Below are 22,002 nucleotides of genomic sequence, written 5' to 3' on the forward strand. Positions count from 1 at the left end.
TAACGAATGCATCGAAATTTGCTGGGAATTCTAACGATGCACACCCCAACTTTGAGGGGGATTAGCCGGGAATGGTTCCATCCGATCTAAGAACCGCTCCTCACCAGGCGGCACCCGCTCCCCGCGCGCCGGGCGTTCTCGCACGTCCTTGGCAGGCTCACGCCCGGCGAGCGTGAGCGAGGCCACAGGGAGGCGGAGCCGTCCCGGGCGGGGTTTCATCCCGACCTGCATGCCCAAGAGACGCCGAAACCCACCCGTAAGGTTGCTTACAGGTGGTGAAAAGTCCGAAAAATCAGGCGACTGGACGCCGTAGGGAGAGCGTCATCGCCTCCACGGCCATCTGCGGGTTGACGTTGGCGGCCAGCCGCTCCCGGCACCGCATGATCGCGTCGATCCTGCGCAGGGTGTCCTCCGGCGTCGAGGAGCGGGCCAGCCCCTCAAGGTCGTCCCTGCGGTCCTCGTTGGCCAGCTCGACATGCGCCCCGAACTGTACGGCCAGCACGTCCCGGTAGAACGCCACCAGGTCGAGCAGGGCCGTGTCGATGACGTCGCGCTTGGTCCTGGTCGCCCGGGACTTCTGCCGCTCCTCCAGGTCCTTGAGCGCGCCGGCCCCACCCCGGATGAGCCCCTTGTTGAGCCCCTTGCCCGAGGAGCCCTCACCGTAGATCTTCCGCAGCTCGGCGACCTCGGACTCGTTCAGGGTCGCGGTGACCGCGGCGGCCTCCTCCTCGGCGGTCTTCACCAGCCGTTCTGCGGCCGTGACGCACTCGGCGACGCCGGTCAGCGACCTGGGGATGGACAGCACCGCGTCCCGGCGCTTACGCGCCTCCTCGTCCAGCGCCAGCCTGCGGGCCCGGTCGATGTGCCCCTGGGCGGCCCTGGCGGCGAACTCCGCCGTGGCGGGCGGGACGTTCTCCCGGGTGGCCAGCACATGTGCGACCGCGGCGGTCGGCGGGGTGACGAGCGTGACCTGACGGCAGCGCGACCTGATGGTGATCATCATGTCGTCGGGAGCGGGCGCGCACAGCAGCCAGACGGTCCTCGGCGGCGGCTCCTCGATCGCCTTGAGCAGCGCGTTCGAGGCGCCCTCCGTGGCACGGTCGGCGTCCTCGAACAGCACGACGCGCCAGCGGCCCAGGGTCGGCGCCCCGGCCGCGCGCAGGATGAGCTGACGGGTGTCCTTGATGCCGTACGACAGCCCTTGAGGCCGTACCGTCTCCAGGTCCGGGTGGGAGCCGACGGCCACCTGGTGGCACATGTCGCAGTGGCCGCACCCCTGGTCCCTGCAGAAGAGCGCGGCGGCGAAGGCCCTGGCCGCCTCCTCCCTGCCCGACCCCGGCGGGCCGGTGAACAGCCACGCGTGGGTCATCCCCGCTCCGCGCCCGCCCGCCAGGAGCTCGGCCCCCGCCACGGCGGCGCGGCGCAGCGTCAGGGCCGCCTGCTCCTGCCCCACAAGGTCATCGAAGACACCCACGCCATCAACCTACCGCCGGGATCAGTCGCGGATGACGGGGATGGTCCCCGTGGCGTCCTCCGCCTCCTGCGGCACCGGGTCGGGCAGCATCTCGCGCATCCGGTCGTGGATGAGCTGGGAGATCCGCTCCTGGGGAAGCGTCCCGTCGAGGACCAGATAACGCTCGGGTTCGGCCGCGGCCAGCGCGCGGAACTCACGCCGCACCCGCTCGTGGAACTCCATCGGCTCCGACTCGATCCGGTCGGCGGCCCCGCCGAGCCGGGCCAGCCCGACCGAGGGCGGGGTGTCGATGAGCACGGTCAGGTCGGGGACGAGCCCGCCCGTCGCCCACCTGTTGAGCCGCTCGACCTCCGCCTGGTCGAGTGCCCGCCCCGCGCCCTGGTAGGCCAGCGAGGAGTCGACGTAGCGGTCGGAGATCACCAGGGCGCCCCTGTCGAGGGCGGGACGGATGACCTTCTCCACGTGCTCGGCCCGGTCCGCGGCGTACAGCAGTGCCTCCGACCTGGCCGAGAGCCCCTGGTGCACGGCGTCGAGCAGGATCGCGCGCAGACGCATCCCCACCTTGGTCGAGCCGGGCTCCCTGGTCTGCACGACATCGAAGCCCTGGTCCCGCAGCCAGATCGCCAGCAGTCGCGACTGGGTGGTCTTGCCCGACCCCTCGCCGCCCTCGAAGGCGACGAACACCCCCCTGCGGTGCCCGGAGCCGCCCGGCACCGGGCTGCCGTGCCCCCGCAGCGCCGCGACCAGGTCGGCCAGGACCGACATGCCGGGCCGGTCGTCCATCTGCCGCAGCGCGAGGAAGCCGACGGTCACCGCGAGCAGCGCCCCGATCAGCAGCACCAGGTTGGAGCCGTCGAACACGTAGACCGTCTCCCGGCGGAAGACGAAGTTGTGGCTGCCGAACAGGCCGGCCAGCGTCGGCACCACCGCGACGACCAGCAGCAGCGTGACCCTGGCCAGCGACTGCAGGAAGGAGAACGTACGGCCCCGCAGCCCGTCCTCGACCTCCAGGCCGATCATGGTGTAGCCGATGATCCAGGCCGTTCCCGCGCACGCCCCCAGCAACGTGGTGAGCATGACGACGATCGCCAGGTTGTGCACCAGCGCGACCGCGGCCAGCACCGCCCCGGCCCCGATGATCGACAGTCCGAACAGCCTGCGCCGGGACAGCTCCCGCAGCATCCGGGGGCCGAAGAACATGCCCGCCGCCATGCCGAGGAAGACCGCGCCGAACATCACGCCGTAGGCCGGGTCGCCGCCGCCGAGCGCCCGCACGTAGAGCTTGGCCACCCCGACCACCGCGCCCCCGGCGGCGAACGCGCCGATCATGCCGGTGATCAGTCCGCGGACCAGCCTGTCCCGGCCGACGAAGCGCCAGCCGTCCACGATCTGCCGCAGCACCGAGGGCGTGGCGACCTTGACGGTCGGAGAGGTCGTCTTCGGGATCTCCCTGAGGGTGAAGATGATGACGGCCGAGGCCAGGTAGGCCAGGGAGTTGACGAACAACGCCAGCGAGGTGTCCGCGAGAGAGGGCACCAGGGCGCCCAGCAGGTCGGTGGTGAAGGACAGCACCGCGAACAGCAGCGCGGCGATCGGGGCCGTGCCGTACGTGACGAGCAGGTTGAGCTGGTTGGCGGCCTCCAGGCGCTCCTTGGGCACCAGGTTCGGCACCGTGGCGTCCTTGGCCGGGACCCAGAACAGGTTGACGCACTCGACCAGGAACGTGGCGACGATGATCCACTGGTAGTTGCCGACCAGCGGGATCGACAACACCAGCGCGAAGCGCGCCACGTCGGCCGCGACCATCGTCAGCCTGCGGTCGAACCGGTCGGCGAACGCGCCGGCGAGCGGGCCGAGCAGGATCGCCGGGAGCATCTTCGCCACGAAGACGCCGCCGATCGCGAAGCTCTGGATCCGGTAGCCGGACCCGGCCGTGAGGTTGCCCGCCAGGGCGGTCAGCGCGATGAGGTTGAGCCAGTCGCCGAGGCTGCACACCGACATGGCCGTCCACAGCTTGCGGAACGGCGCGTTGGCCAGCACGTGGGGAGGCTTGCGACGCGCGGTGTTCCGGCCAGGGGTGGTCATGATGTCAGCGTATCCAGGTGTTCGCCGGGCGGGGGAAGACACGGGACCAGGCGATGTGCCAGGCCGTTCGTCGCCTGAGGTTAGTACGTACGGCCCGGCCCGCGCAGCGGAGGCGGTAGGAAAACCGGTGGGTTCACCCCGCCTTCCGCCGGTCTCCCGGACGGAGTTCGAGCAGGGTGATCTCCGGCGGGGCCCCGACCCTGACCGGCGGCCCCCAGAAACCCGCTCCCCTGGTGACGTAGACCTGGGTGCCGTCGACCTCGCCGAGGCCGGAGACCATGGGCTGCTGGAACGGGACGATCAGGTTGAAGGGCACCATCTGCCCGCCGTGGGTGTGCCCGGAAAGCTGCAGGTCCACGCCGTACTTCGCCGCCTGTACGGCCTGCACCGGCTGGTGGGCCAGCAGGACGGTCGAGCGCCCCGGGTCCCGCCCGCCGAAGGTCCGCTCGAAGTCGGGCCCTCCCCCGCCCGCGGCCCCCGTGACGTCGTCGACCCCCGCCAGGTCGAGTACGGCTCCCGCGTGGGCGATCTCGACCCGCTCGTTCCGCAGTGGACGGACCCCCAGGCCACGGAGCTCCTCGACCCACTCGTCCGGGCCGTTGGCGGTGTAGTACTCGTGGTTGCCGGTGACGAAGTAGGCGCCGTAGCGCGACTCCAGGCTCCGCAGCGGCCTGGCCAGCGGGCCGAGCTCGGCGACCGTGCCGTCGACCAGGTCTCCCACGACGGCCACCACGTCGGCCTGGAGCCCGTTGATCATGCGGACGATGCGCTCCGTGTGCCCGAGGCCGGTGAGCGGGCCGAGGTGGATGTCGCTGACCACGGCCAGGCGCAGCCCGCCCAGACGCGGGTCGAGGCCGGGCAGCGCCACGCTCACCCGCTCGATCAGCGGGTCGCCGAGGGCGGTGCGCACCCCCGTCCCGACCGTGACGAGCGCCCCGGCCCCGGCGACGGCGGCGGCCGTACGGGCGACGAAGTCCCTGCGGTTCATCGCCACCCCCTTCGGCTCCTCGCCGGAGGGCTCCTCGCCAGGAGGTTCGGGAGCCCCGACGAGCACGGGGGCGGTTCTCGCGGGCGCCCGCCGCCGCAGTACGGCCAGCGCGACCGCCCTGGGCACCTCAAGAACCACGAGGAACACGGCCAGGTAGTACATCACCGCCAGCCACAGGAACCCCGGCCACGCCAGAAAACGCCCCCAGTCGCTGTGGGAGCCGACGAGCGTGACGGGAATGAGCGCTCCCAGCGCGACCGTCGCCCAGGTGAGCGCCCTGCGGAGCGGCCCCGGGGCGGTGGTCGCCCGGACGAGCCTGCGCCACAGGTAGTAGTGGACGAGGGTGGTCATCAGGACGATCAGCACCACGAAGCCCATCGCCGCCACGACTCGCTTTCTTTCGCGTCCGCTCGCCGTACCCGGCTCGTTTCCAAGAACGTCCACAACCCCGGATGCGTTCCGTGAAAACCACGAAAAAACGCCCGGGACCCCGGAAATCGGGGCCCCGGGCGGGAACGAACGTCAGGCCTTGGCCTTCGCCCTGGAGGTGGTGCGCTTCTTCGGCGCCGGGCCACGGGCACGGCGGTCGGCGAGCAGTTCGGCGGCGCGCTCGGTGGTGATCTGCTCGACCTCGTCACCCTTGCGGAGGGAGGCGTTGGTCTCACCGTCGGTCACGTACGGGCCGAAACGCCCCTCCTTGACCACAATCGGCTTCTTGGAGACCGGGTCCTCACCCAGCTCGCGCAGCGGGGGAGCCGCGGCGGCCCTGCCCCTGCCACGGGCCTTGGGCTGGGCGAACAGCGCCTCGGCCTGCTCCAGGGTGACCGTGAACATCTCCTCCTCGGACGCCAGCGATCGGGAGTCGGTGCCCTTCTTCACATAGGGCCCGAACCTGCCGTTCTGCACCGTGACCACCTGGCCGTCGAGCTCACCCAGGCTCCTGGGCAGCGAGAGCAGGCGCAGGGCGTCGTCCAGGGTGACGGTGTCCAGGGTCATGCTCTTCAGCAGCGACTCGATGCGCGGCTTGGGCGCGTCGGCCTTCTTGGTGCGCTTCTTCCCCTCGGCGGGAGGCTCCTCCACCTCGGGGAGGATCTCGGTCACGTAGGGGCCGTAGCGGCCGTCCTTGGCCACGATCACGTTGCCGGTGACCGGGTCCTTGCCCAGCTCCCTGACCCCGGACGGCCGGGCGAACAGCTCCTCGGCCATCTGCGCGGTCAGCTCGTCGGGGGCGAGGTCCTCCGGGACGTTCACCCTGGCGCCGTCACGGTCGAGATACGGACCGTAGCGGCCGACCCGGATCATGATGTCGGTGCCCCGGATCGGGAAGGAGCTGATCTCCTTGGCGTCGATCTCTCCCAGCTCGGTGACCAGGACCTTCAGGCCCTCGTCGCCCTCGGCGCCGTAGTAGAAGCGCCGTAGCTCGGGGACCCGCTCGGCCCGGTCGTTGGCGATGTCGTCGAGGACCTTCTCCATGTCGGCGGTGAAGTCGTAGTCGACGAGGTGCCCGAAGTGCTGTTCGAGCAGGTTGACCACCGCGAACGCCAGGAAGGACGGCACCAGCGCCGTGCCCTTCTTGAAGACGTAGCCACGGTCCAGGATCGTTCCGATGATCGAGGCGTAGGTCGACGGACGGCCGATCTCCCGGTCCTCAAGCTCCTTGACGAGCGAGGCCTCGGTGTAACGCGCGGGCGGCTTGGTCGCGTGCGCCAGCACGTTGAGCTCGGCCGCGGTGAGACGGTCGCCCTCGGTCAGGGTCGGCAGCCGCTTCTCGGAGTCGTCGCGGTCGGTCGCCGGGTCGTCGGCCCCCTCGACGTAGGCCTTCAGGAAGCCGTGGAAGGTGATCGTCCGGCCGGTGGCGGAGAACTCGACCTGCTCCCCCGAACTGGACGTCCCCGTCACCTTGACGTTGATCGACTCGCCGACCGCGTCCTTCATCTGGGAGGAGACGGTCCGCTGCCAGATCAGCTCGTACAGCCGGAACATGTCGCCGGTCAGCCCGGTCTCGCCGGGGGTGCGGAACTCCTCCCCCGAGGGGCGGATCGCCTCGTGCGCCTCCTGGGCGTTCTTCACCTTGCTGGTGTAGACCCTGGGCTTGTCCGGCACGTAGGCGGAGCCGTACAGCTTGATGGCCTGGCTGCGGGCGGCGGCGACGGCAGTCTCCGACAGCGTGATGCTGTCGGTTCGCATGTAGGTGATGAAGCCGTTCTCGTAGAGGCGCTGGGCGACCTGCATGGTGGACTTCGCGGAGAAGCCCAGTTTCCTGCTCGCCTCCTGCTGCAGCGTCGTCGTCCTGAACGGCGCGTACGGCTTGCGGGTGTACGGCTTGCGCTCCACGGAGGCGACCGTGTAGGCCGTACCGGCCAGCCTGCCCGCCAGTGCCCGCGCGGCCTCCTCGTCCAGGTGGAGGACGCCCGCGGTCTTGAGGGTGCCGTTGCTGGCGAAGTCGCGTCCCTGGGCGACGCGCCTGCCCTCGACGCCGGTCAGCGCGGCGGTGAACTCGTGGGGAACCTCGTCACGGCCGGTGTCGAACAGCGCCTGCAGGTCCCAGTAGCTCGCGCTGGTGAACGCCAGGCGCTCACGCTCCCGCTCGACGACCAGCCGGGTCGCCACGGACTGCACGCGCCCGGCGGACAGGCGGGGCTTGACCTTCTTCCACAGGACCGGGCTGACCTCGTAGCCGTAGAGACGGTCGAGGATGCGCCGGGTCTCCTGGGCGTCGACCAGACGCAGGTTCAGGGCACGCGGGTTGGCGACGGCCTCCTGGATCGCCCTCGGGGTGATCTCGTGGAAGACCATGCGGTGAACCGGGACCTTGGGGTTGAGCACCTCGCGCAGATGCCAGGCGATCGCCTCGCCCTCGCGGTCCTCGTCGGTGGCGAGGTAGAGCTCGTCGGCGTCCTTGAGCAGCTGCTTGAGCTTGCTCACCTGTGACTTCTTGTCGGGGTTGACGACGTAGAGCGGCTCGAACTCGTGGTTCACGTTGACGCCCAGACGGGCCCACGGCTCGCCCTTGTACTTCTCCGGGATGTCGTCGGCCTTCTCGGGGAGGTCGCGAATGTGTCCGATGCTGGACTCCACGACGTAGCCACGGCCGAGGTACCCAGCGATGGTCTTCGCCTTGGAGGGCGACTCGACGATCACCAGGCGGGTTCCGCCGACGTTGCCGTTCTTGGCTGGCACGCTGCTTCCTACCTCGCTGTTCCCATTCGTTCCCCGTTCACTTCCACTCGGGTTACCCGATCCGCATCGGGCACACTCCAAGTAAAGCCGCAAGGACGCACAATAAAGCCCTATGGGAGCCGACGTCCCCTGCACACCCTCGGAGACTAATCGCTGTGCTCGACTACTCCTACTTGGTTCTCCATCTTCCGCGTGGCACCTCCCGGGACGTGGCCCGGAGGATACTGACCGAACATGCAGAATACGGCGACTGGGAACTCGACCGTCTGCGACTGTATCCCGACGGCCGCCGTGACATCCGCCTGCGTCGCAAGATCATACGTGTGACCAGGACAATGTGACCTCTGTCATGGCTTTCGGCCATGCCCCTCGACGGCTTTCGACATGGCTTTGCCCGCCCCGGGCCGCGCCCCCGGAGCGGGCAAAGCTCTCGTGCCCCGCTCGATGAACGAAGATCGTCGATCTCCCCCGTCATCCGCGAAGCGTCCGGCGTCTCCCACAGATGATCGGAGGAGACATGTCTAGAGGGTTACTAACGCCTTACTTCTTGGCGAAGCGGATACGGCGCGCGGTCACGAAGAGAGTGGCGGAGGCGGCGGCCATGGCTCCGAGCAGCAGCGCGAAGAGCGAGCCCGAGTTCATACCGGTCACCCCGATCGGCTGGGCGGCGCTCATCAGACCGACCGGCAGCCCGGCGTCGACGGGCAGGTCCTTGCCGCCGAGCAGCGCGCCGCCCTTCCCCTGCGCGGGCCGGGGCGCCGACTGGGGCGCTGACTGAGGCACCGCCTGGGGCGCCGACTGGGAGGTACGGGTCACCCCCACGATCCCGCCCCTGCCGAGGAGGCCGTCCACGAGACCGGCGGAGGCCGGACGCGGGCGCGAGCCGACCGGCGTCTGGGGCAGCGTGGGCAGGACTCCCTTGACGCGGCCGATCAGCCCCTTGACCGGGGCGGGAAGCACGGACAGCAGCCCTCCGACGACCCTGGGGGCCACAGCCGGGGGTACGGCCGGGGGCGCGGCGGGAGCCGGGGGGTTCACCTTGCCGTAGGCCTGCCACACCTGACGCGCCCCGACGGGCACCCCGGCGACGGAACCGACCGGGTTCCCCACCCGGGAGCCGCCGAGGCAGCCCGCGGCGGCGTCACCGAGGGCGGCGACCGCGTTGCCGCACGCGTTCACCGGGGCCGTGATCGGCGCCGTGACCTGGTTGCCCGCCGCCACCCCGGAGGTTCCGTCGGTACGGTTGCCACCCGCGCCCCGGCCGTAACCGTCGCCGACCGAGGAACCGCCCCGGCACCCGGCGAAGGCGTCGCCCGCCACCGCGACCGCCGTGCCGCACACGTTCACCGGGGCCGCGACCGGCGCCGTCACCTGGTTGCCCGAGACCACACCGGACCTGCCGGAGGTCGTGTTACCGCCCGCGCCCCGCCCCGCGCCGAACCCGTTGATCGAGGAGCCGCCGACGCAGCCCGCGGCGGCGTCGCCCGCCACCGCGACCGCCGTGCCACAGACGTTCACCGGGGCCGTGATCGGCGCCGTCACCTGGTTGCCCGAGACCACACCGGAGGTGCCGGAGGTCGTGTTGCCGCCCGCGCCGGAGCGGCCGGTGCCCGCGTAGCCGGTGTTCGGACGGGCGGGGACACCGGGGACCTCGGCACCGCCCGTGCAGCCGGAGAAGGCGTTGCCGACCGCCCCGACCGCGAGACCGCAGACGTTCGCCGGGGCCGTGACCGGCGCCGTCACCTGGTTGCCGCCGAGCACCGACGACCTGCCCGAGGTGGTGTTGCCGCCCGCCCCGCCGCGACCGCCGGACCCGACCACGGAGGCGCCGCCCCGGCAGCCCGCGACCGCGTCACCGAAGATCGCGATCGCGTTGCCGCAGACGTTCGCCGGCGCCGTGATCGGCGCCGTGACCTGGTTGCCGCCCAGGACGCTGGAGGTCCCGTCGGTACGGTTGCCACCGGCCCCGCCTGCGCCCCGGCCCCGCTTGACGACCGAGGCGCCGCCCCGGCAGGCCGCCAAGGAACCGCCGACGACCGAGACGGCGTTGCCGCAGGCGTTGACGGGAGCGGTGACCGGCGCGTTGACCTGGTTGCCACCGAGCACGGACGACCTGCCCGAGGTCTTGCCGGGGATACCGCCCTTCTCGGCGGCCGAGGCGCCGCCCTGGGAGACCGCGGTCGACGTGCCTCCGACGGCCGCGGCGTTCCCGCTGATGTCGACGGGCAGGGTGATGGGAGCCTGGATCTGGTTGCCGCCGCCGACCGAGTGCCTGCCGTCGGTGTCGGCGAGGGCCGTACCGCTGCCCAGGGACATGACGCCCAGCGCGAGCAGTGCCGCCGGGGCGGTGCCCTTGACCCACATACGCATGATTTATGCTCCTATGCGATTATTTATCGGTGCTTAATAGGGGAATGCCGGAAATTTCGTGATCGGCTGGAGGCCGTGCGGGGTCGGCTGAGCGCCCGTACGGCGGCGACCGTCACAGGGGATGTGTGTTCTCCGGCGGAATGATCTGAGTTCGCGACCACCGGGCCGGAGCCCGGCACGAGCGCGCGAGAGGCCCGGATTGGGGCCAGGGGAACTCAGTCAGGGGAGATGGAGGGGTCGTCCGCCGCTGTGCGGACGACCGGGGGGAACGCGCGGGCCGCAGGGGCACGCCGCGCCGTCACCCGCGGGTCGTGAACGAACCGGGTGACGTCCCCCGCGCCCGGCCAGGAAAGACCGGAACCGCCACCGCCCTGGGGCACGAAACCGTTCGCGCCCGAGTTGTGGTCGGCCGACGCGGGGGTCGGGAAAGCAGGCTTCGACTGGCTGGTGAGCCCGTCCACACCCCGCCCCGCCATGGCCTCGGCGTCTCCTGACACCGAGAACCCGCCGCCGCCCGTGGGGAAGACACCGGCCTGGAAGGCCGGTCCGGGAGCGGCCGGATCGAGAACGTCGAGATGTGCCGTCTCCGTGACCGCGGTGGTGTCCGCGATCGCCGGAGCGGCACCGAGAAGCCCGAAGACAAGCGCGAGCAACCACCCGGCGGCCACCAGGCCGCCGAGCGCGAGAACCCGCCTGACGACTGTCCGGGCACCGGCCACGAACCGTGCCATCCGGTCAGCCCGGACAACAGGGGCAGTCACGCACGCGCGCTGGACGGCGGACGGGAGGACCCTCCACCGACCATGCGGCACACGCGCCACGCGAACCTCCCCGAAGCTCCCAGCCGGACCAGCCCAAGGCAAAGCCCGGCCCTCAACGGAGCGTTACGCTATCAGCACGGGGAGTCAACGTGAGAGGTTTCCTGAGGGTTTGGCCAAGAACCTCTCAGCAGGCGTCGAGGAAACGGTCAAGCACCCGCACCCCGAACTTGAGCGAGTCGACGGGCACCCGCTCGTCGACCCCGTGGAACATCCCGGAGAAGTCCAGGTCGGCGGGCAACTTGAGCGGCGCGAACCCGAACCCGCGCACCCCCATCACGCTGAACGCCTTCAGGTCCGTCCCCCCCGACAACGTGTACGGCACCGCCAGCGCCCCCGGGTCCTCGGCCACCAGGGCGTCGGCCATGGCCCGCACCAGCGGCCCGTCGAACCCGGTCTCCAGGGCGACGTCGTGATAGACGAACTCCCTGGTCACGTTGGGCCCGAGAAGCTCGTCGAGCGTCTGGAAGAACTCCTCCTCGTAACCGGGCAGGAAACGGCCGTCGATGTGCGCGGTGGCGGTCTGCGGGATCACGTTGGCCTTGTAACCCGCCTGGAGCATGGTCGGGTTGGCGGTGTTGCGCAGTGTGGCGCCGATCATCCTGGCCAGCGGGCCCAGCTTGGCCACGGTCGCCTCGGGGTCGTCGGGGTCGAAGTCGAACCCCAGCGCCCGGGAGGTCTCGGTGAGGAAGGTCTCCACCGTCCGCGTCAGCCGTACCGGCCACTGGTAACGCCCGACACGGCCGACCGCCTCGGCGAGCTCGGTCACGGCGTTCTCGGCGTTGAGCATGGAGCCGTGCCCCGCCCTGCCGGTCGCGGTCAGCCGCATCCAGGCGATGCCCTTCTCCGCGGCCTCGATGAGGTAGAGCCTGCGCGCGTCGTCGATGGAGACGCTGAACCCGCCGACCTCGCCGATCGCCTCCGTGCACCCCTCGAAGAGGTCCTTGTGCTCGGCGGCCAGCCACTGCGCGCCGTACTCGCCCCCCGCCTCCTCGTCGGCGGTGAACGCCAGCACCACGTCTCTCGGCGGCCTGCGCCCCTCGCTGATCCGCTGCCTGACGACCGCGAGGATCATCGCGTCCATGTTCTTCATGTCGACGGCGCCACGCCCCCAGACGCAGTCGTCGGCGATCTCCCCGCTGAGCGGGTGGAGGGTCCAGTCGGCGGCGTCGAACGGGACGACGTCGAGATGACCGTGAAGGAGCAGCGCGTCACGGGAGGGGTCCTCCCCCTCGACGCGCACGACCACGTTCGCCCGGTGGCTGTCGGATTCCAGGATGCGCGGCTCAAGCCCGACCTCGGCCAGCTTCTCCGCGACGTACTCCGCCGCCGCCCGTTCCCCCGGACCCGAGTTGTCGCCCGCGTTGGTCGAGTCGATCCTGATCAGATCACGGCACAGCCCCGCGACCTCGTCCTCACCGTTGAGCGTGGTCATGGCGACTCCTTAAATCTCGTACGGCCTGCGCCTCCCATCCTGCCGTCGCCGGACACGTCTCGGCATCCCCGGCGGACCTGCCCGCATACCGATATGACGCAAGCTCAAGAGTTTGCTAACCTGATTCCGCCGACGCGGGATGACGGTCCCGCGTGCAGGCACCAAGTCCGGGTGGCGGAATAGGCAGACGCGCTAGCTTGAGGTGCTAGTGCCCTTTGCGGGGCATGGGGGTTCAAGTCCCCCCTCGGACACAAACCCTTGGCCGATATGGTCCTGGTCAGTGCTCGCACTGACCAGGACTTTTCGCTTTCCGGGGTGATAGGTCAACCGCATCCCCAAAGCGGCGTAGATCCTGGCCTTCCGCTCGGGGTCGGCCTCGTTCAGCACCCGGACAGCATCACCCAAGGTTGCGTCCACGGAGGCGGCGTACGAGTTTGACCTGCTCACAAGAGTGGCGCCGGGAAATGGTGACGGCCATCACGTGATCCTTCGAGTAGCGAAGATCAAGTTCGAAGGAGAACCAGGCGATGGCCGCAGACAACAGTGTGGCCCCCGGTTCCTGGCTGGCGGAGTAGATCGAGACCGGCGATCCGGATCCGTTGCGATCCATGGCGGGAGACCATGGCCGAAGCGTTGATGTCGGCCGAGGCCGACAGCCTGTGCGGCGCCGGATACGGCGAGCGGACCGACGAGCGCACCAACCGCCGCAACGGCTACCGCACCCGCGGCTGGGACACCCGCGCCGGAACCGTGAAGCTCGCCATCCCGAAGCTCCGCTCGGGCTCCTACCTTCCCCGAGCGGCTGCTGGAGCGCCAGCGGGGGGCCGAGCAGACCCTGATCAGCGTGGTGGCCACCAGCTACCTGCTGGGCGTCTCCACCCGGCGGGTCGACAAGCTCGTCGAACGGCTTGGCATCAAGACCATCTCCAAGAGCCAGGTCTCCCAGATGGCCAAGGTGCTCGACACCCAGGTGGAGGCCTTCCGCACCCGCGCGTTGAACGCCGGGCCGTACGCCTTCGTCTGGCTGGACGCCCTGACCCAGAAGGCCCGCGAGAGCGGCCGGATCGTCAACGTGCACGTCCTGGTCGCCACGGCCGTGAACGCAGGCGGCAACCGGGAGATCCTCGGGCTGGAGGTCACCTCGGCCGAGAACGGCGCCGGCTGGCTGACGTTCCTGCGGGGCTTGGTGGCCCGCGGCCTGGGCGGGGTGCGGCTGGTCGTCTCCGACGCCCACCCCGGCCTGGTCGAGGCGATCGGCGCGACCTTGGCGGGCGCCTCCTGGCAGAGATGCCGCACCCACTACCTGCGCAGTCTGCTGACCACCGTCCCGAAGTCGGCGCAGCCGTGGGTGGCCACCTTGGTGCGCACCGTCTTCGACCAGCCTGCCGCCGAGCAGGTGCGCACCCAGCATGCCTGGGTGATCGACGCGCTGGAGGCGAAGTTTCCGGCCGCGTGCGAGCACCTGGAAGCCGCCCGCGAAGACCTGCTGGCCTTCGCCGCCTTCCCGAAGGAGACCTGGCGGCAGGTCTGGTCCAACAATCCGCAGGAGCGGTTGAACAAGGAGATCCGCCGCCGTACCGACGTGGTCGGCATCTTCCCGGATCGGGCGGCGATCGTCCGGCTGGTCGGTGCGGTTTTGGCCGAGCAGACCGATGAGTGGACCGGGGCCCGCCGCTCCATGGGGCTCGACATCCTGGCCAAATGCCGGACGCGCGTCCTTGCCGGCGACACACCGGCCCACAGCCCACTACCGCAGACGCTTACCGCTTAACCTGCAGAAACAGGATCACGCGAAGGTCAGCTCATACACCACTTCGCTGGACGTGACCCCTTAAAAGCCGTTGTCTTACCGAATGTAGTTCCTGCGTTTCCGCTGGTGAGCCCAGGGGTGTCCGCAGCGAACGCGGTTTACGTCCACGTCGGTGGCCCACAATCGGGCGCCGGGGTGCGGGCGTTCCTTCCGCACGACCAGCCCCGTCCCACACGTCCTCTCCGACGGTGCCGTCGGCTTCGACGGTCGGGGTCCACGCGCTCGCGGGAACCTCGAACCGGCACAACAGCGCGCCTGCGCGGGTGCCTACCGCAGGACGGGCCTGCCCTCAAGCACCGCCTTCAGGATCTTCAGGCTGTCGCAGATTCCGTCCTCTTCGAGGAACTCAGGCAGGACCGCCTCCGCCACGCTGGCGACCTTGCCTTCCCCGCCGAGGTAGACAGCGGCATTGGCTCCCTCGGCGTACTCGTCCAGGTGACTGCGAACACAGGTGTCGGTCGTTGGTTTGCCGGCGAAGTAGATGCAGCCCCGGCCGCCCATCTCAAGCCAGGTATGTGCAGACACCGGCCCTTTGACGACGAGGGCGGCCGGGTCGTACAGCGAAGTCGCGAGAAGGTTCCGGACGGTCAAAGACCGGCCGACGAACAGGCAACTGTCCCAGAGGCACACCAGATCCTGTGCCACGACCGAGCCGGTGACGTAGAGCGAAGTGTAGACATCCGCGTTGCAAAAGGTGATGGGACCGCTGACGGTCAGATCGCCATCGATGATGTAGACCGTGTCCTCGTCCTCGCAGGGCGTGTTGCCCAGCGCCAGCGCACCGTCGATCGTCAGGTCACCGCGGTGGACGTAGAAATGCTCGGGTTCCTCACCGAAATAGTCGTCGACATCCCAGCTGGTGCGGTTGCTCGCTTCGGCCATGTCGTACTGCTCCAGCGCCTCCTCAACCGGCACGGCATCCCAGTTTGCGGTGGGCGATTCGAGAAACATGCCTCTCCCTTTCGACAGTGGGGTCATCGGCGGGTGGTCGCCGCCGCAGCGTTCGATAGCTGCCGTGATCCTCCCTCACAGCTACGACAGCATGCTGACGGGCGATCCGCGTGAAGGTCACTTCTCCGAGTTCCTTCATCCGAGCGTCGCCCGTCGCAGGTCACGATCCGTCCGAGCCCTGCTGCCGAAGGCGTCGATCCCGAGGTCCAGACCTGTCGCGGCGTTGCCAGACGCAGGACGTAGGCTCCCGGTCCGATGAGGTGCGACCACAGGCGTGGCACATGCGCGATGACGGCTGGCGACGGGACTGTGAAACTGGCGGCGTCGCGGACCGGGGCCAGGCCCAAACTGCGCGCGGACCTGTTCGCGGTGCTGGAGAGGTCGCTGCTCCGGCGCGGCTCGCAGGCCAACACCGCATTTACCGGCACCGATCAGTTCGTCCGTCACCTTCGGCGGGACTCCGCGAAATCCAGTACCGCAGCGACCTCATCGACGGATGCCTGAGAAGCCGTTGTCGTGCCGACCTCGGCGTCGGGTTACAGGACTTGGTTTCCTGGCAGGGCGATTTCTGTGCTGTCCGCGCATGCGAGAAGGGCCCCTTGGAATCTCAGTGGTTGTCGAAGCCGATCGGGAGGTCCAGGAGGCCCTGTTGCCACGGTTGTACGCGGTCGCGGCGGGCGAGTCCGGTCCGTTCCACCGTGAGTGTGACTGCCTCGCGCACATGTACGGGAACGCGGACGGCCGGCCGGTCCGGGCACGCGTGTACCCGTCGGACATGACCGACGCCGAGTGGCGGGCCGTGCGGGCGGCGCTGCCGGTGCCCGCCTGGTTGGAAGGGCGGGGCGGGCAGCCGGAGGCGTACTGCCACCGGGAGATGGTCGACGCGGTGCGCTTCCCCGTCGGCAACGGGATCAAGTGGCGGGCGATGCCAGCCGATTTCCCGGCCTGGACCTGCGTCTGCGCGTTCTTCCGCCGCTGGCGCGACCAAGGCCTGGCCGGCGAGTTCCACGACCGGCTGCGCGCGGTGCCGCATCGCCGAGGGCCGGGCGGCGGAGTCGACCGCGGGCAACATCGATGCGCAGTCGGTCAAGGCCGCCGCCTCGGTCCGGTCCGCGACGCGCGGCTACGACGGCGGCAAGAAGATCAACGGCCGCAAGCGGCACATCGTCGTGGACACGCTCGGGCTGCTGCTTCAGGTGCTGGTCGGCCAGGCTTCGCCAAGGCCCTTGAGGCTTGATCAGCTTGGTCTTGTACAAGCCGATCTGTGCCTCCATCAGGGCGTTGTCGAGCGCATCTCCGACGGTACCGACGGAGGCATCGATCCCGGCCGCCAGCGGATGGGTGGTGAACCGGAAGGAGGTGTGGTGAAGGGGACCTGGCTCCGGTCGAGGCTCTCAGCCGAGCAGGGTGTGGGCAAAGCCGATCAGGGCACCTGCCGCGATGTACCAGGCGTTGTTGAGCCGGGTCTTCCACAGCAGCACCAGCGTGGCCAGAGCGATGGCCGCAGTCAACCCGTCGACGATCGCGGTCCGGCCGAGCTCATACGACACTCCGGCCATCAGGGCGAGCGCGGCGGTGTTGAGGCCGTCCAGCAGGGCGGCGGTCCAGGCCCGTGAGCGCAGCCAGTCGGTGAGCCGGGTCAGCAGGCCGACGAAGAGGAAGGAGGGCAGGAAGATCGCCACGGTGGCGAGGAACGCGCCGATGGGCCCGGCGACGAGGTAGCCGATGAAGGTGGCGGTGGTGAAGACCGGGCCAGGGGTGACCTGGCCGATGGAGACGGCGTCGATGAGCTGCTGGTTGGTGATCCAGCCAAGCCGGTCGACGAAGTCGCCGCGCAGGAAGGCCAGCAGCACGTACCCGCTGCCGTACAGCACTGAGCCGATCTTCAGCATGGTGAGGAACAGCTGCGCCAGCTGCCCGCCGGTTGGATCGGGAAAGACCGGGGAGCCGCCGAGGCCGAGCAGCGGCAGGGCCAGCATCCCTTGAGGGGAATCGCGGCGTAGCCGGCGGGCCAGCCGGACGGCCGCAGCCGACAGGGCGCCGGTGGCCAGGATCAGCAGTTCGTTGACGCCCAGCAGGTAGGCGGCCAGGGCGGCGACCGCCAGCGCGCCGAGCCAGATGTTCTTGACGACGGTGCGGAGCAGGCTGAACAGGGCGTGCGCGATGATCGCGATCACCACCGGGACAATGCCGTACAGGATGCCCTGGATGGCGGGGGTGTGGCCGTAGGTGACATACGCCCAGGCCAGTGCGGTGACCATGAGCGCGGCCGGGAGGATGAAGCACACGCCTGCGGCGAGCAGGCCGCGCCGGCGGGCCCGGTCGTAGCCCAGGTGGATGGCCAGTTCGGTGGAGTTGGGGCCGGGGATGAGATTGGTGGCGCCCATCAGGTCGACGAACCGCTGGTCGCTGACCCAGCCGCGACGGCGCACCAGCTCGTCGCGCATCATCGCGGTGTGCGCGGCCGGGCCGCCGAAGGCGATCGTGCCCAGTTTGAGGAACACCAGCGTCACCTCCCGCAGGCGGCGCCGGGCTGCTTCGCGGTCGGGGTCGTCTGGGTCGTTCGAGGTGCCGTTCGGGCTGGGTGGTTGCGGGCTCACGGGAAACCGGTGTCTTTCTTACACGGGCCGATATCGGTTATCGGTGTTCGCTGTCGGGTCAGGGGGCCGGTGAGGTGGGGCCGGCCGTGATCGTGTGGTCCAGATGATCGCGGACGGCTCGGGCGGTCTCGGCGGCGTCGGCGGGATCGCTGCGCTGCGGGGCGTTGAGGAAGGCGGTGCCGCGCAGCGCGTGCGAGGCCGGGCGCGGGTACAGCCAGGCGTGGAAGTGCTGAACGCGGTCGCGGGTGGAGACCAGGTGGACGCGTTCGGCGTCGGTCGTGGCGCGCAGCGCGGTGTCCAGCCGGGTGAGCAGAGCGCCGAAGGAGGCCGACTCGTCCGGCGTCATCTCGGCGAAGTCGATGAAGTGCCGCCGTGAGGTGATCTTCAGGGCGCCGGGCATGGTGGTCTCGGCGGGCCCCTGCCCGACCAGCCAGTGCTCGTCGCTGTGAACCCATCCGCCGATCGGGTCCTGGCCGCCCTCCTGCAGGTGGCAGTAGGGGCATTCGCGCTCACCGGTCATGGCTCCTCCTGGAGACGGGGCGATGCCCGCCGACGACGCCGCCGGGCATGAGGGGAAACGCGGGGCAAGGTGCACAGCGGGATCGGTGCGGCGGGCCGGTTCTGCGGCGATCATCTGGCGGGCGCCGCTCACGGCAGGCCGGGCGCCGTCGTGGGCCCGGTCAGGGTGGCCAGCCGGTCGACGCGCTCGGCGAGCAGGGCCAGGACGTCCTCGAAGATCTCGTCGGTGTCGACAGGGCCGGGGTCGGGGATCGACCAGTGCACCTGCCGCAGGCCCGGGGCGAGGTGTTCGTAGGCGTTGTCGCAGACGGCGACGACCAGATCGTGGGGGGTGAGCACGTCGCGGACGTCGGCGGTGCCGTGCCGCTCCAGGCTCAGCCCGTGACGGCGGGCGGTGTCGATGGCGCGGGGGTTGAGACGGGGACCGGGTTGGGTGCCGGCGGAGGTGACCGGGACGGCGCTGCGGGATGTCCAGAGCGCGGCGGCCAGGGGGGAGCGGGCGGCGTTGCGGGTGCACACGAACACCACCCGCGGCGCTGTGACGACCCGGCGCTGGTTCAGGGCCTCCAGGGCTGAGGGGATCAGCCGGATGTAGACGCGGCGGCGGTCGGCGTGGGAGCGGCCGCGGGTGATGAGGCCCACCTGTGTCAGTACACGCAGGTGGTGGGACAGCAGGTTGGACGGCAGGTCCAGGGCGTGGCCCAGCTCTCCAGGCGACAGGTCGCCGACGGCCAGAGCGTCGATGATCGCCAGCCTGGCCGGGTCGGCCAGGGCCTGGTGCAGGGCGAGGCGCTCGGGCGACGCCCTTCCTTCAATGTCCATTGAGTCAATGGTGGCTGAGGTGTTTTCATGAGTCAACGCCGCACCTGATCGCCACGCCCCGCACCCCCCTCACCCCGTTCGCCGACACCCTCAGGGGGCCGTCGGACCCGCACCCCGAGGCGTTCACGGCATGGACACCCGGTCGTCGACGGCCACCGGCAACCCCATGCACTCCAGCGACATGACGACGGAAAGGATTTCTTATTTCCCCTACTCGTAAAAAATGGGACCAAAAATAGAATCCCCTCCTTTTTGCCGCACCGCGAAGCCATCGGTACAGGCGATTTATCACGCGATCGGCCCCGCCCGGCGTCATATTGACGCGTCGACGGAAGCTGCAGCTCAGAGGCGAATTTTGCGCGCCTTGATTCGAAATACGTGGCACGCTTCCGCAAAAATATGCACAATTTCCCTCTTTCCCCGCTCATCTCTTAAGCCTATTTTTCGGATATCACCCCCACCGTCCAAGATTGGGGCGTCCGTGATGAGCCAAACCCTCTTCTCTCCAGGCCGAAAATCCCTGCGCGAAACCATCGCCGAGGCCTCGGTCACCAACAAGCTCTACTGGCTGCTGCGCATCGGGGTAGGCATCGAGTTCATCGGGCACGGCTGGGCGGGCCTGAGCCGCTCACGGGCCTGGCTGCCCTACTACGACCTGTTCGGCATCTCCTCCGACGTCGCCCTGAACTACCTGATGTACGTCACCGGCGCCATCGACATCACCATCGGGCTGCTCATCCTGTTCTGGCCCGCCCGCATCCTGCTGCTGCACACCACCGTGTGGGGCATCTTCACCGCCCTGCTACGCCCCACCGTCGGCGAAGGCTGGTGGGAGTTCCTCGAGCGCGGCGGCAACTACGGCATGCCACTCGCACTGCTGATCATGGCCGGCTGGGGCGGCTGGTCACTGCGCCGCTGGCTGCAGCGTGTGGATGAGCCCGCCGCCATCTCCGACCGCACCCTCATCGCCATCCACTGGGCCATGCGCGGCGGCCTGGCCCTGCTGCTGATCGGCCACGGCGGCTTCGGCGCCTTCGAGCACAAACGCTACTGGTATGACTTCTTCGCCTTCTTCGGCCTCGGCAAGACAGCCGTGGACTCGGCCAACCTGATGGTGCTGGTCGGCGCCTTCGAGATCCTGCTCGGCCTGGCGATCCTGGTAAAGCCGTGGCGGCCGCTGCTGTTGTTCGTCCTGGTCTGGAAACTCGGCACCGAACTGCTGCGTCCGCTGGTCGGCCAGGAGTGGTTCCAGTTCGTCGAACGCGACGGCGACTACGTGCTGCCGATCACGCTGTATGTCAGCGCCGCCGCCTACGCCCTGGCGCGCACCCGCACCCGCGCCGAACCGCTGTCCCCGCCGACTACGGCGGCACCCGGCGCCCCCGCCTGACCCGCTCCCCTGACCGCTCCTCGTTCCGCTCACCCGCCGCACCGATCACCGAACCGTCGGTGCCGATTTCGCCACCCCAGGCATGCGCGCTTCACCTCCTGGTACGGCGAGCCGCCGGGCCGGCCACTGCGTCCTCTATGACCGGCCCCGCAGCCTTCCCTCCTCACGAAAGGTCACCTCACCCATGTCACCTGACCGTCTCGGTCCCCGCCAGAACATCGCCCGCCGCCTCCTGCCACCCCTCTTGGCCTGCGCCGCCCTGATCACCGTCGGCACACCGGCCGCGGCGGTCACCGCGACCACACCAGCGGGCCCGCTGTCCGGCGTGACGGCCAACGGCCACGTCGAAACCCACCCCGGCCCAGGACGCCCCGTGGTGCTGGCCACCATTGACGTCGGCCTCAACCCCCGCGCGGTCGCCTTCACCCCCGGCTGGCGCCAGGCGTATGTCGCCAACGCCGGATCCAACACCGTCTCGGTCATCGACGTGCGCCGCCGCACCGTGATCGACACCATCGACGTCGGTGCCTTCCCCTACGGCGTCGGCTTCGTCCGCCACGGCGCCTTCGCCTACATCGCCAACCGCGACTCCGACGAGGTGTCCGTCGTCGACACCGCACACCGCAAGGTCATCAAGACCATCCCCGTCGGCGACGCCCCCCGCTGGGTGGCGATCGCCCCCGACGGCCGCTTCGCCTACGTCAGCAGCACCGGCTCCGGAGCGGTCACCGTCATCGACACCGCCACCCACACCGTCACCGCCACCATCACCGTCGGTCGCTCCCCCAGAGGCATCGCCTTCACCCCCGACGGCCGCACCGCCTACGTCGCCAACTCCGACTCCGACACCGTCTCAGTCGTCGACACCGCCACCCGCACCGTCACCGCAACCATCACCGTCGGCGACGAGCCCCGCGGCGTCCTGGTCACCCCGAACGGCCGCACCGTCTACGTCAGCAACACCATCGGCGGCACCGTCTCGGTCATCGACGCCCGCACCAACGCCGTCACCGCGACCATCACCGTCGGCGCCAACCCGCGCGGCTTGGCCCTGCACACCGGCAACCGCATCGCCTACGTCGCCAACTCCGGCTCCGACAGCGTCTTCACCTTCGACACCCGCACCAACACCGTCCTGGGCGAGGTCGCCGTCGGCGACGACCCCCGCTGGACCGCCTCCGGCCCCGGCGGCACCTTCCTCTACGTCACCAACACCGGCTCCCACAGCGTCTCGGTACTCACCCTCGCCCGGTGACCCCATCCCGCAGAAGGGGCGCTCCATCTGACGATGCACGGGGACCGTAACCCAGCCCCTCCAGCAGGACGTACCCGCCGCACCCGACCCCACGACTTCATGGCCGGGCGCGGCGGACGTCCGGTTCCCCCACCGGCCAGGCACCGCATGAGGATCGAGTGGTCGGCGTGCCGAACAGGAGCCATGGCCCTGCCCCGGAATTGGGGTTTCGGCGTCGTGGGTGTTACCGGCGTCGCGTCGCCAGGCCCCGGTTGGCCTGCCAACGGGCCATCGCCTCGGGGACACGCGAGCGTAGCGGGCCGGCA

Annotated in this window: 15 protein-coding genes, 1 tRNA gene and 3 pseudogenes; 7 read left to right on the forward strand and 12 right to left on the reverse strand. The window is 69.8% G+C overall.

What is annotated here, in order from left to right; all coding sequences use genetic code 11:
- Nucleotides 1-292 precede the first annotated feature (292 nt).
- The 4 genes from ABZ470_RS29200 to topA all read right to left on the reverse strand — a co-directional run bounded on the left by ABZ470_RS29200 (nt 293) and on the right by topA (nt 7,727).
- Entirely contained in the window at nt 293-1,474 is a 1,182-nt protein-coding gene (locus tag ABZ470_RS29200) for a DNA polymerase III subunit delta' (protein WP_362915392.1), read from the reverse strand.
- A gap of 21 nt (nt 1,475-1,495) precedes the next feature.
- Complete coding sequence (gene tmk, locus ABZ470_RS29205; protein WP_362915394.1) at nt 1,496-3,559, reverse strand: dTMP kinase; 2,064 nt, start codon at nt 3,557-3,559, stop codon at nt 1,496-1,498.
- A gap of 133 nt (nt 3,560-3,692) precedes the next feature.
- Nucleotides 3,693-4,925 (reverse strand): metallophosphoesterase, encoded by a 1,233-nt coding sequence (locus ABZ470_RS29210; protein WP_362915706.1) that lies wholly within the window; start codon nt 4,923-4,925, stop codon nt 3,693-3,695.
- 144 nt (nt 4,926-5,069) lie between these two features.
- The gene (gene topA, locus ABZ470_RS29215; protein ID WP_352012745.1) at nt 5,070-7,727 is read right to left on the reverse strand and encodes a type I DNA topoisomerase; all 2,658 of its coding nucleotides are present in this window, start codon (nt 7,725-7,727) and stop codon (nt 5,070-5,072) included.
- A 155-nt stretch (nt 7,728-7,882) separates the two neighbouring features.
- On the opposite strand from topA, the gene ABZ470_RS29220 reads away from it, so the two are divergent.
- On the forward strand, nt 7,883-8,068 hold the full coding sequence (locus tag ABZ470_RS29220; RefSeq protein WP_312863762.1) for a DUF5703 family protein: 186 nt from the start codon (nt 7,883-7,885) through the stop codon (nt 8,066-8,068).
- A gap of 199 nt (nt 8,069-8,267) precedes the next feature.
- On the opposite strand, the gene ABZ470_RS29225 is transcribed toward ABZ470_RS29220, so the two are convergent.
- The 3 genes from ABZ470_RS29225 to ABZ470_RS29235 all read right to left on the reverse strand — a co-directional run bounded on the left by ABZ470_RS29225 (nt 8,268) and on the right by ABZ470_RS29235 (nt 12,350).
- Complete coding sequence (locus tag ABZ470_RS29225) at nt 8,268-10,097, reverse strand: chaplin family protein (RefSeq protein ID WP_362915396.1); 1,830 nt, start codon at nt 10,095-10,097, stop codon at nt 8,268-8,270.
- Between the two features lie 215 nt (nt 10,098-10,312).
- A complete protein-coding gene (locus ABZ470_RS29230) occupies nt 10,313-10,828 on the reverse strand; it encodes a hypothetical protein (RefSeq protein WP_362915399.1) in 516 nt (171 codons plus the stop codon).
- 214 nt (nt 10,829-11,042) lie between these two features.
- Nucleotides 11,043-12,350, reverse strand: coding sequence for a M20/M25/M40 family metallo-hydrolase (locus ABZ470_RS29235; RefSeq protein ID WP_352012742.1), 1,308 nt, complete (start codon nt 12,348-12,350; stop codon nt 11,043-11,045).
- Nucleotides 12,351-12,515: 165 nt separating this feature from the next.
- On the opposite strand from ABZ470_RS29235, the gene ABZ470_RS29240 reads away from it, so the two are divergent.
- Nucleotides 12,516-12,601 (forward strand) — tRNA-Leu (locus ABZ470_RS29240).
- 146 nt (nt 12,602-12,747) lie between these two features.
- Here the strand turns inward: ABZ470_RS29240 and ABZ470_RS29245 are convergent.
- Entirely contained in the window at nt 12,748-12,960 is a 213-nt protein-coding gene (locus ABZ470_RS29245) for a hypothetical protein (RefSeq protein WP_362915401.1), read from the reverse strand.
- On the opposite strand from ABZ470_RS29245, the pseudogene ABZ470_RS29250 reads away from it, so the two are divergent.
- Nucleotides 12,926-14,121, forward strand: a pseudogene (locus tag ABZ470_RS29250) (IS256 family transposase). The gene ABZ470_RS29245 and the pseudogene ABZ470_RS29250 sit on opposite strands and share 35 nt — an antisense overlap.
- A gap of 306 nt (nt 14,122-14,427) precedes the next feature.
- Here ABZ470_RS29250 and ABZ470_RS29255 read toward each other — a convergent pair.
- A complete protein-coding gene (locus ABZ470_RS29255) occupies nt 14,428-15,111 on the reverse strand; it encodes a hypothetical protein (protein WP_362915403.1) in 684 nt (227 codons plus the stop codon).
- Nucleotides 15,112-15,886: 775 nt separating this feature from the next.
- Here ABZ470_RS29255 and ABZ470_RS29260 point away from each other — a divergent pair.
- Nucleotides 15,887-16,102: pseudogene (locus ABZ470_RS29260) on the forward strand (transposase); the annotation flags it as partial.
- A 79-nt stretch (nt 16,103-16,181) separates the two neighbouring features.
- Nucleotides 16,182-16,268 (forward strand): annotated as a pseudogene (locus ABZ470_RS29265) (hypothetical protein); the annotation flags it as partial.
- 237 nt (nt 16,269-16,505) lie between these two features.
- On the opposite strand, the gene chrA reads toward ABZ470_RS29265, so the two are convergent.
- From chrA to ABZ470_RS29280, 3 genes are all read right to left on the reverse strand, one after another.
- Complete coding sequence (chrA, locus tag ABZ470_RS29270) at nt 16,506-17,711, reverse strand: chromate efflux transporter (RefSeq protein ID WP_362915405.1); 1,206 nt, start codon at nt 17,709-17,711, stop codon at nt 16,506-16,508.
- Nucleotides 17,712-17,769: 58 nt separating this feature from the next.
- On the reverse strand, nt 17,770-18,231 hold the full coding sequence (locus ABZ470_RS29275) for a hypothetical protein (RefSeq protein WP_352016565.1): 462 nt from the start codon (nt 18,229-18,231) through the stop codon (nt 17,770-17,772).
- Nucleotides 18,232-18,359: 128 nt separating this feature from the next.
- Nucleotides 18,360-19,052 carry a helix-turn-helix domain-containing protein gene (locus ABZ470_RS29280; protein WP_362915407.1) on the reverse strand — a complete coding sequence of 231 codons (693 nt, stop codon included), beginning with the start codon at nt 19,050-19,052 and terminating at the stop codon, nt 18,360-18,362.
- 484 nt (nt 19,053-19,536) lie between these two features.
- Between ABZ470_RS29280 and ABZ470_RS29285 the strand changes: the two genes are divergently transcribed.
- Both ABZ470_RS29285 and ABZ470_RS29290 read left to right on the forward strand, forming a co-directional pair.
- Nucleotides 19,537-20,442 carry a hypothetical protein gene (locus ABZ470_RS29285; protein ID WP_362915409.1) on the forward strand — a complete coding sequence of 302 codons (906 nt, stop codon included), beginning with the start codon at nt 19,537-19,539 and terminating at the stop codon, nt 20,440-20,442.
- Nucleotides 20,443-20,626: 184 nt separating this feature from the next.
- Nucleotides 20,627-21,697 carry a beta-propeller fold lactonase family protein gene (locus ABZ470_RS29290; RefSeq protein WP_362915411.1) on the forward strand — a complete coding sequence of 357 codons (1,071 nt, stop codon included), beginning with the start codon at nt 20,627-20,629 and terminating at the stop codon, nt 21,695-21,697.
- Nucleotides 21,698-22,002 lie beyond the last annotated feature (305 nt).

The organism is Streptosporangium sp. NPDC020072 (assembly GCF_040631445.1).
Taxonomy (GTDB): domain Bacteria; phylum Actinomycetota; class Actinomycetes; order Streptosporangiales; family Streptosporangiaceae; genus Streptosporangium.

Excerpts from the sequence above, each read along its gene's own strand:
- ABZ470_RS29210 (WP_362915706.1), bottom strand. The coding sequence starts at position 4,925 with ATGGGCTTCGTGGTGCTGATCGTCCTGATGACCACCCTCGTCCACTAC.
- tmk (WP_362915394.1), bottom strand. The coding sequence starts at position 3,559 with ATGACCACCCCTGGCCGGAACACCGCGCGTCGCAAGCCTCCCCACGTG.
- ABZ470_RS29275 (WP_352016565.1), bottom strand. The coding sequence starts at position 18,231 with ATGACCGGTGAGCGCGAATGCCCCTACTGCCACCTGCAGGAGGGCGGC.
- ABZ470_RS29285 (WP_362915409.1), top strand. The coding sequence starts at position 19,537 with ATGAGCCAAACCCTCTTCTCTCCAGGCCGAAAATCCCTGCGCGAAACC.
- ABZ470_RS29290 (WP_362915411.1), top strand. The coding sequence starts at position 20,627 with ATGTCACCTGACCGTCTCGGTCCCCGCCAGAACATCGCCCGCCGCCTC.
- ABZ470_RS29280 (WP_362915407.1), bottom strand. The coding sequence starts at position 19,052 with ATGGACATTGAAGGAAGGGCGTCGCCCGAGCGCCTCGCCCTGCACCAG.
- ABZ470_RS29235 (WP_352012742.1), bottom strand. The coding sequence starts at position 12,350 with ATGACCACGCTCAACGGTGAGGACGAGGTCGCGGGGCTGTGCCGTGAT.
- ABZ470_RS29255 (WP_362915403.1), bottom strand. The coding sequence starts at position 15,111 with ATGTTTCTCGAATCGCCCACCGCAAACTGGGATGCCGTGCCGGTTGAG.
- ABZ470_RS29230 (WP_362915399.1), bottom strand. The coding sequence starts at position 10,828 with ATGGCACGGTTCGTGGCCGGTGCCCGGACAGTCGTCAGGCGGGTTCTC.
- ABZ470_RS29225 (WP_362915396.1), bottom strand. The coding sequence starts at position 10,097 with ATGCGTATGTGGGTCAAGGGCACCGCCCCGGCGGCACTGCTCGCGCTG.
- ABZ470_RS29245 (WP_362915401.1), bottom strand. The coding sequence starts at position 12,960 with ATGGATCGCAACGGATCCGGATCGCCGGTCTCGATCTACTCCGCCAGC.